Here is a 12,971-nt window from a genome sequence, read left to right as displayed (position 1 = left end):
TAGGGGCATTGCACGCTTTGCTTTTATGTAGGAGCTGCCGAAGGCTGCGATCTTTTGATGCTGGTTTTTAAGATCAAAAGATCGCAGCCTCGTTTCACTCGACAGCTCCTACAGGGATCGCGTTTATCTTGGGGTGAATTATTGGACGCAAGATCCCGCACAGCAATTCAAAGTGTACTATCCGGTTAGTTTTGCGTGCGATTATCGAACACAATGCCCCTCGGCGAATTGACGATTTTTCGTCCACTGCGCAACATCAACGCCACATTGGGTCCGGCCGTAAACAACAGGACCCGGTTACCAAAGACCCAGAACACCACATAAAAATAATCGGTGGCCTACATGACTCCTTCTCAAAGCTCTCCCGTGGAGCGTTCCTCCATGACTCCTGCCACTGGCGGCATCGGCGATAAAATCCGCGGCGCCATGGCGGTCGGCAAAACCCGTTGGGGCATGCTGGCGCTGGTGTTCTTCGCCACCACCCTGAACTACATCGACCGCGCCGCCCTCGGCGTGATGCAGCCTATCCTCGCCAAGGAAATGAGCTGGACGGCGATGGACTACGCCAACATCAACTTCTGGTTCCAGGTCGGCTACGCCATCGGTTTCGTGCTGCAAGGCCGGTTGATTGATCGGGTCGGCGTCAAGCGCGTGTTCTTCTTCGCCGTGCTGCTCTGGAGCCTGGCGACCGGCGCCCATGGCCTGGCCACTTCGGCCGTTGGCTTCATGGTCTGCCGATTCATTCTGGGACTGACGGAAGCCGCCAACTACCCGGCGTGCGTGAAGACCACCCGGTTGTGGTTCCCGGCCGGCGAACGCGCCGTGGCCACCGGCATCTTCAACGCCGGGACCAACGTCGGTGCGATGTTCACCCCCATGTTGTTGCCGCTGATCCTCCACGTCTGGGGCTGGCAGGCCGCGTTCCTGTGCATGTCGTCACTGGGCGGGATCTGGTTGCTGTTCTGGGGCTTGAAGTACTTCAACCCGGAAGATCACCCGAGCGTTAAACAATCGGAATTGGATTACATCCAGAAGGAAGTAGAGCCGGAACAATCCCGCGTACCGTTCTCGAAAATCCTGCGCATGCGTGGCACCTGGGCCTTCGCCCTGGCTTACGCGATCACCGCGCCGGTGTTCTGGTTCTACCTCTACTGGCTGCCGCCGTTCCTCAATCAGCAATACAACCTGGGGATCAACGTGACCCAGATGGGTATCCCGCTGATCATCATTTACCTCACTGCCGATTTCGGCAGCGTCGGCGGCGGGATCCTGTCCTCGTTCCTGATCGGCCGTGGTGTCAACCCGATCAAGGCGCGGCTGATGTCCATGTTCCTGTTCGCCTGCTGCATCGTCGGCGTGATCATGGCGGCGGGCTCGAGCAGTCTGTGGGTCGCGGTGTTCGCCATCTCCCTGGCCATCGGTGCGCACCAGGCCTGGACCGCGAACATCTGGAGCCTGGTGATGGACTACACGCCTAAACACATGATGAGCACGGTGTTCGGCTTCGGTGGCATGTGCGCGGCTATCGGAGGGATGTTCATGACCCAGTTGGTCGGCCACATTCTGACGGTCACCAACAACAACTACACCGTGCTGTTCACCATGATTCCGGCGATGTACTTCATCGCGCTGATCTGGATGTACTTCATGGCACCGCGCAAGATTCCTACCGTCACCCCGTAAAACCCTTCCCCCGGCAGGCCTGATTCCAGGCCTGCCCTGCTTCTCTCACCGACGACTCTGCTGCCAGGCTGCTGCCAACCCGCTGCAGCAAATTACCGCGATCCCGACCACCGTGGTCAGCGTCGGCGTGTGAGAAAACAGCAACCAACCCAACAAACCAGCAAAGACAATCTGGCAATAACCGAACGGCGCCAACAACGCAGGGGCGGCGTGACGGAAGGCTTGCGCCAGAAACAGGTGAGCCGTCATCCCGCAGGCGCCCAGCGCCACCATCATGAATCCATGGCCCAGGCTGGGTACTTGCCAAAAGAATGGCACCAGCGCGCTCATCACCAGCGTGTTGCACAGCCCGGCGAAGAAGTTGCTGGTGGTTGGGCTATCGATGTTGCTGAGCTTGCGGGTGAGCAACTGATAGAAGCAGAAAAACAGCGCCGAGCAGAGCGGCAGCAACACCGCCGGGGTAAAGAGTTCTCCGCCGGGATGGACGATGATCAACACGCCGATGAAGCCGCAAATCACCGCAATCCACTGGCCACGCGTGACGTGCTCGCGAAGCAGTGGCACCGACAGCGCAGTCACCAGAACCGGTGCAAGAAAGTTGACCGCCGTGGCTTCGGCCAAGGGGATGTACTGTAAGCCGGTGGTGAAAAACAGACTGGTGCCCAGCAGGCACAACGCCCGCAACAGCTGAAGTAACGGCCGTTTGGTTCGCAGGACACCCAGCCCGGATTGCGGCAGAAAAATCCCGGCCATGAGTAAGGTGTGAACCAGATATCGGGCCCAGACCACCATGACGATCGGATAGAACCCTGAGAGGTATTTCGAAAAGGCGTCGTGGCTGGAAAACAGGAAAGTCGCAACGACGATCAGCAGGATCCCTTTGAAGGGTTGGTTTACGCCGGAGAGCGGAGTGCTGACGGTCATGTGGTTTTCCTTGTGCTTCGCGAGTTCCAATAATTTAGAACCCGGTTCCAGATTCTCACATAGCCACACAGTAAAAGTGGGCGAACAACGCACACGAATTGCAGAGCAAGGATTTACTGCCGTTAGTTAAACATCTCAGAAGCCAGACTTGCTGCTGACAACTCTTCGGTAACTTTCAACAACAGTGGCGCCAACTCATGTAGTCGAGCCCCCGGCATCCGCGCGCTTGGGCCAGCAATACTCAATACGCCGATTACCCGCCCATCACTTGGGTGCCGCACCACTGCCGCAATCGCTGAAGTGCCCACAGCCGAACTTTCCTCGACCCAGGCATAGCCCTGCTCCCGCGCCAGCCGCAGCCGTTCCAGCAATTCAATGTTGGAACGCGGAGCCTTCGGCCCGAGGTCTTTGGGCCGTTCATCACCCTGGCGCTCTACCAGCGACAAGGCTTCAGCATCGCTCATGCACGCCAACCAGGCATGGCCTGATGCGGTATAAAACAATGGCGCGTCGCGGCCCATGTCCGGGTCGTAACGCAACCCCGAACGGGCGCCCTGGGATTTGGCAATCCAGATCTGCCGTTCACCTTCGATAATGCCTAGACGCACCAGTTCTCCGGTTTCATGGGCCAGACGATCAAGCACCGGCTGCACGATATCGGCGCCGCTGCTCGACAGATAGCGGAACCCCATTGCCACCAGTTTGGTCGACAAGTGATAGCGCAAATTCTCTGGATTCTGCCGCACGTAGCCCAGGCGAATCAGCTCGGCGAGTAAGCGGTGAGTCGCGCTTTTTGGAATGTCGAGTTGCTCTGCCAATGCCTGCATCTGCAGCCCGCGGGGGTCACTGGTGAGGCTTTCCAGCACACTGAGAACACGTTCGATCTGACTGCCGGCCATGGGAGGGTCCACACTGAATTTTCCAGATTCTAAAAGACAAACCAAGTAATGCGAAATCTGGAACCCGCAGTCCGGCAACCGTGCTCGACAAATAATTTCCGATACGGGCCGTCGCCTGCCCGATAAAAACCCGTCGCCTGAAGGAATTAGATGGGTTGTCCGTGTTCAATACGAGTCTGGAGTATTCCCGGCAACCCACCACTGGTTGCCGGGAAGGCTCCTGCGCGCAACAAAAGATGGACGACCGGACTGGCGCCGCTCCCACTCAGCAGCAACACTCATCCCCACGGACATTCAGAGGATTCCCACATGCTATGGAAAAAAGGCCGACGCAGCGACAACGTGGTCGATGCCCGTGGTGATGATTCTGGCGGCGGTGGTGGCGGGATGCGCTTCGGTGGCGGCAAGGGCCTGAGCCTGATGGCAATTATCTTGATCGTCGGGATCGGCTGGATCACCGGCCAGGACCCGATGCAAATCCTCGGGCAACTGACCGGGCAAATGAGCGAGCAATCGGCACCGGCCCCGACTCAAACCCGCAAGGCACCGCCGGCCACTGATGAAGGAGCCGAGTTCGTGCGCTCGATCCTCGGTGATACCGAGGACACTTGGGGTCAGATTTTCCAGCAGGCCGGTCGTCAATATAAGAACCCGACCCTGGTACTGTTCAGTGGCCGCGTCAACTCGGCGTGCGGCCTGGCCTCTTCGGCGACCGGCCCGTTCTATTGCCCGGCGGACCAGAAGGTCTACCTGGACATGAGTTTCTTCCAGGAAATGTCCCAACGTTTTTCCGCTGCTGGCGACTTCGCTCAGGCCTACGTGATCGCTCACGAAGTCGGACACCATGTGCAGACCTTGCTCGGCGTTTCAGCGAAAATTCAGACCGCCCGCCAACAGGGTCGGCAGATGGAAGGCGACGGCGGTTTGCTGGTACGCCAGGAACTGCAGGCCGATTGCCTGGCCGGAGTCTGGGCCAACAATGCGCAGAAACGGCTGAACTGGCTGGAGCCCGGTGACATCGAAGAAGCCTTGAACGCCGCCAATGCCATTGGCGATGACCGCTTGCAACAGCAAGGTCAGGGTCGTGTGGTGCCGGACTCGTTTACTCATGGTACGTCGGCGCAAAGGGTGCGCTGGTTCAAAACCGGATTCGCGCAAGGCCAGGTCGGCCAGTGCGATACCTTTGCAGCGAAAAACCTATAAATGAATAAGTGGCTGTTAGCTCTACTGATCACCTGCGCAAGCGCCCAGGCTGCCGAGCATGCGGTCAAGGAGGTCAGCCCCGGACGCCTGCTGCTGACTGCAGGTGAAATCGCGGTGGGCATCGGCCCGGCGCCGAAGAAAATCGAACGCGTGCTGATCATCATCCATGGTCGATTGCGCAATGCCGATACCTATCGCCAGAGCGCCGAGCGCGCGGCCGAACAGGCCGGGCAAAGCGCGACCACCTTGGTGCTCGCCCCGCAATTTCTCAATGAAACCGACATCTCGGCCCATCCCGTGGCTGACAGCGTATTGCGCTGGCAGGGCAATGACTGGATGGCGGGCGGTTTATCCACCGCTCCGTTTTCCCTGAGTTCCTACGCGGCGCTCGACGAAATCATCGCCCGAATCGGCGATCGAAAACAGTTTCCGGACGTGAAGCAGATTGTCATTGCCGGTCACTCCGGTGGCGCTCAGGTGGTGCAGCGATACGCGTTGCTGGGCCACGATCAGCCAGCGCTCAAGGCGGCCGACATACAGGTGCGTTACATCATTGCCAACCCGTCGTCTTATGCGTATTTCGATGAGCGACGGCCGGCGGCGTTCAAACACGCCGGTTGCCCGAATTTCAATCGCTGGAAATATGGACTGGTGGATTTACCCGCTTATGCCGTAGGGCAAACCGCCAAGCAGTTGGAGGAAAACTACGTCAAACGCGATGTCGTTTATCTACTCGGGCAGCAGGACAGCGACCCGAAGCAGCCGGCGCTGGATAAAAGCTGTGAGGCCCAAGCTCAGGGAGCCAATCGATTGGCTCGTGGGCGTAATTATTTTGCTTATCTGAAGCGGCTGCATCCTCAAGGTTTGAATCAGCAACTGATTGAAGTGCCCGGGGTCGGGCATGATGGGGATGGGATGTTTAACTCGCCGCAGGGGCAGAAAGCGTTGTTTCAATAAAAGCAAAAAGATCGCAGCCTTCGGCAGCTCCTACAGATGTACACGATTCCACTGTAGGAGCTGCCGAAGGCTGCGATCTTTTGATTTTGAATCTCAAGCCGAAAGCATCTGCCGCAACACCACACAATCCGCCGCATGCCAGTCCGCCAACTCAGGCCAGGGATTATCGGGCAGGTTCACCAACACCGTCCGCGCCCCTGCCGCCCGACCGCAATCCAGATCAAAGCGGTAGTCACCGACCATCACCATCTCACTGGCCGGGACATTCCAGGCCTGGGCCAACTTTAGCAAACCACCGGGATGCGGTTTTGGTGGCGCTTCATCACGGCCCAGCACATCCTCCACCGCAAAGCAGTCGGCCAAGCCGATCGCCTCCAGCGTGACGTGCGCCAGTTCGCGTGCATTGCGCGTGAGAATGCCCAGGCGATAACCGCGCCCGGCCAGTTCACGCACCAGTTCTACTGCGCCCGGTGCTGCTTTCGAACCCAGTGCCAGGTCTCGTTCGTGTTCCAGCAACCACGCATGTTTGGCGGCGGCTTCATCGGCTGGCAGCGCGGCGAGGTGGGTCAGGATGTCGTCTTCGGCAGGAATGGCCAACGCCACGCGGATCGCCGCGAAGTCATGCACGGCCACCGTCAGGGTGCCGTCCATGTCGAACACCCAGTGCCGCACCTCGGCCAGGCTCATGCCCAATCCTTGCGGTGGCGAATCAGGCCTTCCTGCGTGACCGACGCCACCAATTGCCCGGCGCGGTTGAACACGCTGCCACGGGAGAAACCGCGCGAGTTGCCCGCCCAAGGACTGTCCATCGCATACAGCAACCAATCATCGGCACGTAGATCCTGATGGAACCACAGCGCGTGATCGAGACTGGCAACCTGCATGTCTTTCTGCCAGACCGATTTGCCATGGGGCTGCATCGACGTGGTCAACAGGCCGAAATCCGAGGCGTAGGCCAGCAAGTATTTATGCAGCGCCGGAGAATCGGCCAAGGCACCGTCGGCGCGAAACCAGACGTACTTGATCGGATCGGACGGCTGCGGGTTGTAGGGATCTTTCTCGGTGATCGGTCGGAACTCGATCGGTTTCGGGCACAGCAACTTTTCACGCATGTGCTCGGGAATCAGGTGCGCACGCTGCTGAGCAAGCTCCAGCTCTGACGGCAGGTTTTCCGGGCCGACCACGGTTGGCATCTCGGACTGATGCTGGAAGCCTTCTTCGTCGTACTGGAACGACGCACTGCAGGTGAAAATCGGGTTGCCCTTCTGGATCGCCGTCACCCGGCGCGTGCTGAAACTGCCACCGTCGCGCACCCGATCAACCTGATAAACCACAGGCAACGCGGAGTCGCCCGGACGCAGGAAATAGCCGTGCATCGAATGCACGTGGCGCGCTTCTTCGACCGTCTGACTGGCCGCCGACAGGGACTGACCGATCACCTGACCACCGAACAGCTGACGAAAACCCAGGTCCTGGCTGCGGCCACGAAACAGGTTTTCTTCAATCGGTTCCAGGGTCAGCAGGTCAACCAGATCATCCAACACTTGGCTCATTCAGACTCTCCTCACACAACGCATGCCGCGCAGTCTTGGCTGCGACGGTCGATTCAATTTCTGGCCAGGGCCCATGGGAGCCATTGTAAACGTCCGTGCCGGCTTATCCATGCAAGGTTTGCAGCCATTGTTCACGGGTGATGCGGTACAGCGCATGGTGACGCAGGGGATGATCGGCCGCGAGCATCGGGTGGTCGAAATCATCGGCTGAATCATGGTGCATGCCGATGGCCTGCATGACTTTCTGCGACGGCGTGTTGGTTTCAGTGGTGAAGGACACGACTTCTTTCAGCGCCAACCGGTCAAACCCGCAGCGTAGAGCGGTCCACGCCGCTTCACTGGCGTAGCCAAGGCCCCAGTGCTCGCGAGCCAGGCGCCAGCCGATTTCGGTGGCCGGGGTAAAACGCGTGTCGAAGCCGACCTCTGCGAGCCCGGTAAAACCGATAAATGCCCCGGTGTCCTTGCGTTCCAGCGCCCAGAGACCGAAGCCATGCTCGGCAAAATGGCCGCGAATCCGTCCGATAAGCGAAGCACTTTCCAGACGACTTAAAGGCGCCGGAAAATATCGCATCACCTGTGGATCGGCGCACATCGCCGCAAACTCCGGCAAATCCTCATCGCGCCACTGCCGCAACAGCAGTCGCGCGCTCTCGAGCTCCAGTATCGGTTCCATCGTGCCCCCCGTTCCCATGCCGCAAGTCTACATCGCTGGTAGGATCCTTCACTCATTCCTACCTACCGTCCTGTATAAATCAGCCATGCCCCTGCCCCTGATCTACCACGAAGACTACAGCCCCGAGTTCCCGGCGGATCATCGCTTCCCCATGGACAAGTTTCGCCTGCTGCGCGATCACCTGGTGGACAGCGGGCTGACCCGCGACGCTGACCTGCTGCGCCCCGACCTCTGCCCGCCAGAGATTCTCGCGCTCGCACATGACCCTGCGTATATCGAACGCTACATGGGCGGCGAGTTGTCCCGCGAAGACCAGCGGCGCCTCGGCCTACCGTGGAGCGAAGCTCTGGCCAGGCGCACAGTACGTGCGGTTGGCGGCTCGCTGCTGGCGGCCGAGCAGGCGCTGGAACATGGTTTGGCCTGTCACTTGGCCGGAGGCACCCATCACGCTCACTACGACCATCCTGCCGGGTTCTGCATCTTCAATGACCTGGCCGTGATCAGCCATTTCCTGCTGGAAAGCGGCCGAGTGAATCGGGTGCTGATCTTCGACTGCGACGTGCATCAGGGCGACGGGACTGCACGGATTCTGCACAACACCCCGGACGCGGTGACCGTTTCCCTGCACTGCGAAAAGAATTTTCCTGCACGCAAGGCCGAAAGTGACTGGGACATTCCACTGCCCATGGGGTTGGGCGATGCCGATTACCTGAAGGTGGTGGACGATGCGCTCAACTATTTACTGCCGCTCTACCAACCTGACCTTGTGCTGTATGACGCCGGCGTCGATGTGCATAAAGATGACGCGCTCGGCTACCTGAAACTGACAGACGAAGGCGTTGCCGCCAGGGATGAAAGCGTGATGCGTCATTGCCTGGGCCGGGATATTCCGGTGGTCGGAGTGATCGGCGGCGGCTACAGCAAGGACCGCAAGGCGTTGGCGCGCCGTCATGGAATCCTCCATCACAGTGCGCAACGGGTCTGGCAGTCATCAGGTTGTCATTGAGGTGTGAGTCTTTACCCACAATGCCTGTGGAACTGCCTGTGGATAACCTGAGTGAAAGGTCCTACAGGCCATGCTGCATATAGCCTGTAAAGGGGTGGTTGTTTTTTAACCAGCCATTTGAAACGACACAGTTCCAATGTGGGAGCGGGCTTGCTCGCGAAAGCGGTGTATCAGTCGACATCAATGTTGCATGTTAAATCGCTTTCGCGAGCAAGCCCGCTCCCACATAGATCTGTGCTGGTAGAATGCGCGGCTTATTCCGCCATACCGCAGCGCTTCCCATGACCCAATCTTCCGTCACTCACTCCCCCCACGTCGCCATCATCGGCGGCGGCCCCGCCGGGTTGATTGCGGCTGAAGTGCTGAGCCAGGCCGGGATCAAGGTTGATCTGTACGACGGCATGCCTTCGGTAGGGCGGAAATTCCTGCTGGCCGGCGTGGGTGGCATGAACATCACCCATTCCGAAGCCTACCCGGCGTTTCTCTCACGCTACGCCGAACGCGCTCCGCAGATTGCACCGCTGTTGCGAGGTTTCGGGGCCGAAGCGTTATGCCAATGGATTCATGAGCTGGGCATCGAAACCTTTATCGGCAGCTCCGGGCGAGTCTTTCCTACAGACATGAAAGCCGCCCCCCTGTTGCGCGCCTGGCTCAAACGTCTGCGAGACAGCGGCGTCGTTATCCACACCCGTCACCGCTGGCTCGGCTGGGATGAGACCGGTGGATTACGTATCGACAGCCCCGAGGGCGAAAAAACCGTCAAACCTGACGCAACCTTGCTGGCCCTCGGCGGCGGCAGCTGGTCGCGCCTCGGATCGGACGGCGCCTGGATGCTGCCACTGGAACAACGCGGCGTAGGACTCGCGCCGCTGCAACCGAGTAATTGCGGCTTCGAGGTGCAGGCCTGGAGCGAGTTGATGGTCAGCAAATTCGCCGGCGCACCGCTGAAAAACATCGCCATTGGCCTCAATGACGATGTCCCACGGCTCGGGGAATGTGTGATCACGGCAACCGGGATTGAAGGCAGTTTGATCTACGCCTTGTCGGCGCCGATCCGCGAAGCCATCAATCAGCACGCCTCGGCAACCATTCACCTGGACCTGTTGCCGGGCAGGCCTGTGGATAAGGTTCAGGCTGCACTGAGCAGACCACGCGGTTCACGCTCCATGGCTAAACATCTGCACAGCCAGCTCGGGATCGATGGTGTGAAAGCGGCGTTGCTGCGCGAACTCACTCCGGCCGAATGCTTCGCCGATCCGGCGCTGCTGGCCAAAGCGATCAAGGCGATGCCACTGACGTTGGTGAAAACCCGCCCACTGGACGAGGCCATCAGCAGCGCGGGTGGTGTGATGTTCGAAGCGATGGATGAACGTTCGATGCTCAAGCAACTGCCTGGCGTGTTCTGCGCGGGGGAAATGCTGGATTGGGAAGCGCCGACGGGGGGCTATCTGCTGACCGCGTGTTTCGCCAGTGGGCGAGCGGCGGGGTTGGGGATGGTGGAGTGGTTGAAGCGCAAGGACTGAGGACTGAGGACTGAGGCGCGGCCATCGCGAGCAAGCTCGCTCCCACACTGATTGCATTCTTTCTGAAAGAACTCGGTCAAATGTGGGAGCGAGCTTGCTCGCGATAGCGGTCTAGCCGGCGCAGCGAATATTAAGGCTTCTTCTTACGCGGCCCGGTATTGAACACCGGCACCTTCCGCACAGGCTTGATCGAAGGCTCCGGCGCCGACGCATCACCGCTCTCAACCCACTTGCCCAGATTGCGTTTACCGCCACTGGAGGTCTTCGGCTTCTTCGGTTTTTTCGGCTTCTTGACGACCTGACCGCTGGCATCGGTATCCGGCACCCGGTGCTCAGGCTCGAAGTCATGTTCCATCTGACGAGGCAATGTCTGACGGGTCAACGTCTCGATGGCCGACAGCAGATTCACTTCATCGGCGCAGACCAGCGAAATCGCCTGCCCGGATGCACCCGCGCGTCCGGTACGACCGATCCGGTGGATGTAGTCCTCAGCCACGATCGGCAGGTCGAAGTTGACCACCAATGGCAAATCTTCGATATCCAGACCACGGGCCGCAACGTCGGTGGCCACAAGAATCTGCACTTCACTGGCCTTGAAACGGTCCAGTGCACGCTGGCGGGTTGCCTGAGGTTTGTCGCCGTGGATGCCGTCGGCATTGATGCCCAGGCCCTGAAGCTTTTCCACCAGTGCGTCTACGCCGTTGCGGGTCTTGGCGAACACCAGCACCTGCTTCCACTTGCCCTTGCGCAGCAAATGGATGAACAGTTCCGGCTTGCGCTTCTTGTCGACCGTCACCACCCATTGCTTGACGGTGTTGGCGGCCACGTTGCGCGGGCTGACTTCGATGCTCAGTGGATCGTTGAGCATTTGTCCGGCCAGCAAGCGGATCGCGTCGGAGAAAGTCGCGGAGAACAATAGCGTCTGACGTTGCTTGGGCAGCACGCGGTAGATATTCCCCAGCTCCTCGGAGAAGCCCAGATCAAGCATGCGATCGGCTTCGTCCAGAATCAGGGTTTGCAGCTGATTGAACTTGAGGGCCTTCTGGCGATACAGGTCGAGCAAACGACCCGGCGTCGCCACCAGCACGTCAACACCCTTGCGCAGCTTCATCATTTGCGGGTTGATGCTGACGCCGCCGTACACCGCGTAAGTGCTCAACGGCAGGTTCTCGGCGTACTGACGCACGGCTTCGTGAACCTGTTCGGCCAATTCGCGGGTCGGCACCAGGATCAGTGCGCGCACCGAGTTAGACGCCACTTTCGGCCCTTCCATGGCCAGCAATTGCAGGAGCGGCAGCGCGAAGCCGGCGGTCTTGCCAGTCCCGGTCTGGGCGGCGGCCATCAGGTCGCGACCGGCCAGCACCGCCGGAATGGCTTGCGCCTGAACCGGCGTCGGGGTCTGGTAGCCGAGCGTCTCGAGAGAGCGCAGCAAGGGTTCGATCAGGCCAAGGGTGGCGAAAGTCATGGGATTACCGTAGGAAAATTCAGCGCGGTTGTGCAAAACGAGTGTGCAATGGCGCGCAGTTTACCCTAATTCACACGGGATTCTGTCGGCACCGCTACGGCAGGTTGAACGGGAGTTCGACGCCACTGCGGCAACCCGATCAACACCACGGCACTGATGATCACCAGCATCGCCAGTCCTTCTTCAATACCAATGGTCTCACCGACAAACACGATCCCCAGCAACACCGCCACCGCCGGGTTGACGTAGGCATAACTGGTGGCCGCCGCCGGCCGCACGTTTTTCAACACATACATATAAGCGTTGAAAGCGATGATCGAGCCAAAGAAAGTCAGATAAGCCAGGGCCGCCCAACCTTCGATCGGCGGCATGGCTTCCAGATGCTCACCACTCAGTGCACTGCCGATCAACAGGACCACGCCGCCCACCAGCATTTCCACAGCGCTGGCCATCGCGCCCTGGGGCAGCGGCAGGTGTTTGCTCCACACCGAACCGAAGGCCCAGGAAGCTGCCGCGAAAATCAGCAATAAGGCGCCCAGCGGGCTCGATTGCAGGTTGGAACCGAGGTTGAGCATGGCAATGCCGATCAGCCCGAGCACAATCCCGGCCCATTCGAGACGGGTATTACGCGCGCCCCAGAAATATCCGCAGAGCAAGGTAAACAGCGGCACCGTCGCCACCGCCAACGCAGCCACACCCGAGGCGACGCCCATGTGTTCGGCCACGCTCACCCCGCCGTTACCGCATGCCAGCAGCAAAATCCCGATGATCCCGGCGGCTTTCCACTGCGCCCAAGTCGGTGCCGGCGCCCCGCGCCAACGCAGGAACGCATACATCAACGTCCCGGCGATCACGAAGCGGATACCGGCGAGCAGCAACGGCGGCCAGTACTCCACGCCGATGCGAATCACCAGGTAAGTCGAGCCCCAAATCACGTACAACGCGAAAAAGGCAGCGATCAACGGTAAGGGAAAACGACGTAAGCCAGGCATGGGGCAGCTCGTAGGCAAGACAAGTGAACAGCTATTCTAGAAAGGCCAGCGGCGTAAAATAAGTTACAAAACCTGTTTATAGCGCCAGTACAC

At 59.5% G+C, this 12,971-nt stretch carries 12 protein-coding genes; 5 read left to right on the top strand and 7 right to left on the bottom strand.

Translation table 11 applies throughout. The annotated features are described in order from the left end of the window. Positions 1 to 381 precede the first annotated feature (381 nt). Positions 382 to 1,683 carry an MFS transporter gene (locus CUN63_RS17050; protein WP_256657536.1) on the top strand — a complete coding sequence of 434 codons (1,302 nt, stop codon included), beginning with the start codon at positions 382 to 384 and terminating at the stop codon, positions 1,681 to 1,683. 45 nt (positions 1,684 to 1,728) lie between these two features. Here CUN63_RS17050 and CUN63_RS17045 read toward each other — a convergent pair whose 3' ends face one another. Further along, positions 1,729 to 2,607: a DMT family transporter gene (locus tag CUN63_RS17045; RefSeq protein ID WP_129441016.1), complete on the bottom strand. Its 879-nt coding sequence runs from the start codon at positions 2,605 to 2,607 to the stop codon at positions 1,729 to 1,731. A gap of 122 nt (positions 2,608 to 2,729) precedes the next feature. After that, complete coding sequence (locus CUN63_RS17040; RefSeq protein WP_129441014.1) at positions 2,730 to 3,506, bottom strand: IclR family transcriptional regulator; 777 nt, start codon at positions 3,504 to 3,506, stop codon at positions 2,730 to 2,732. 309 nt (positions 3,507 to 3,815) lie between these two features. On the opposite strand from CUN63_RS17040, the gene CUN63_RS17035 reads away from it, so the two are divergent. Next, complete coding sequence (locus CUN63_RS17035) at positions 3,816 to 4,709, top strand: neutral zinc metallopeptidase (RefSeq protein WP_129441012.1); 894 nt, start codon at positions 3,816 to 3,818, stop codon at positions 4,707 to 4,709. Beyond that, positions 4,710 to 5,666 carry an alpha/beta hydrolase gene (locus CUN63_RS17030; protein WP_129441010.1) on the top strand — a complete coding sequence of 319 codons (957 nt, stop codon included), beginning with the start codon at positions 4,710 to 4,712 and terminating at the stop codon, positions 5,664 to 5,666. Positions 5,667 to 5,759: 93 nt separating this feature from the next. On the opposite strand, the gene CUN63_RS17025 is transcribed toward CUN63_RS17030, so the two are convergent. The 3 genes from CUN63_RS17025 to CUN63_RS17015 form a co-directional block, all read right to left on the bottom strand. Then, positions 5,760 to 6,353, bottom strand: coding sequence for an HAD family hydrolase (locus CUN63_RS17025; RefSeq protein ID WP_095130696.1), 594 nt, complete (start codon positions 6,351 to 6,353; stop codon positions 5,760 to 5,762). Next, entirely contained in the window at positions 6,350 to 7,219 is an 870-nt protein-coding gene (gene tesB, locus CUN63_RS17020) for an acyl-CoA thioesterase II (protein ID WP_129441008.1), read from the bottom strand. Before tesB ends, CUN63_RS17025 begins: the two co-directional genes overlap by 4 nt. Before the next feature lie 103 nt (positions 7,220 to 7,322). Then, positions 7,323 to 7,892 (bottom strand): GNAT family N-acetyltransferase, encoded by a 570-nt coding sequence (locus CUN63_RS17015; protein ID WP_129441006.1) that lies wholly within the window; start codon positions 7,890 to 7,892, stop codon positions 7,323 to 7,325. Positions 7,893 to 7,977: 85 nt separating this feature from the next. On the opposite strand from CUN63_RS17015, the gene CUN63_RS17010 reads away from it, so the two are divergent. Together CUN63_RS17010 and CUN63_RS17005 are read left to right on the top strand one after the other, a co-directional pair. Beyond that, complete coding sequence (locus tag CUN63_RS17010) at positions 7,978 to 8,898, top strand: histone deacetylase (RefSeq protein WP_129441005.1); 921 nt, start codon at positions 7,978 to 7,980, stop codon at positions 8,896 to 8,898. A 281-nt stretch (positions 8,899 to 9,179) separates the two neighbouring features. Then, on the top strand, positions 9,180 to 10,421 hold the full coding sequence (locus tag CUN63_RS17005; RefSeq protein WP_178082664.1) for a TIGR03862 family flavoprotein: 1,242 nt from the start codon (positions 9,180 to 9,182) through the stop codon (positions 10,419 to 10,421). 130 nt (positions 10,422 to 10,551) lie between these two features. Here CUN63_RS17005 and CUN63_RS17000 read toward each other — a convergent pair whose 3' ends face one another. Then, a complete protein-coding gene (locus CUN63_RS17000) occupies positions 10,552 to 11,886 on the bottom strand; it encodes a DEAD/DEAH box helicase (RefSeq protein WP_129441001.1) in 1,335 nt (444 codons plus the stop codon). Between the two features lie 65 nt (positions 11,887 to 11,951). Next, the gene (gene yedA / locus CUN63_RS16995) at positions 11,952 to 12,878 is read right to left on the bottom strand and encodes a drug/metabolite exporter YedA (RefSeq protein WP_129440999.1); all 927 of its coding nucleotides are present in this window, start codon (positions 12,876 to 12,878) and stop codon (positions 11,952 to 11,954) included. Positions 12,879 to 12,971: the final 93 nt, after the last annotated feature.

It is taken from the genome of Pseudomonas sp. ACM7, assembly GCF_004136015.1.
GTDB lineage: Bacteria > Pseudomonadota > Gammaproteobacteria > Pseudomonadales > Pseudomonadaceae > Aquipseudomonas > Aquipseudomonas frigoris.
Note: the sequence above shows the minus strand (reverse complement) of the source record. Positions and strands in the feature narration are given on the sequence as shown.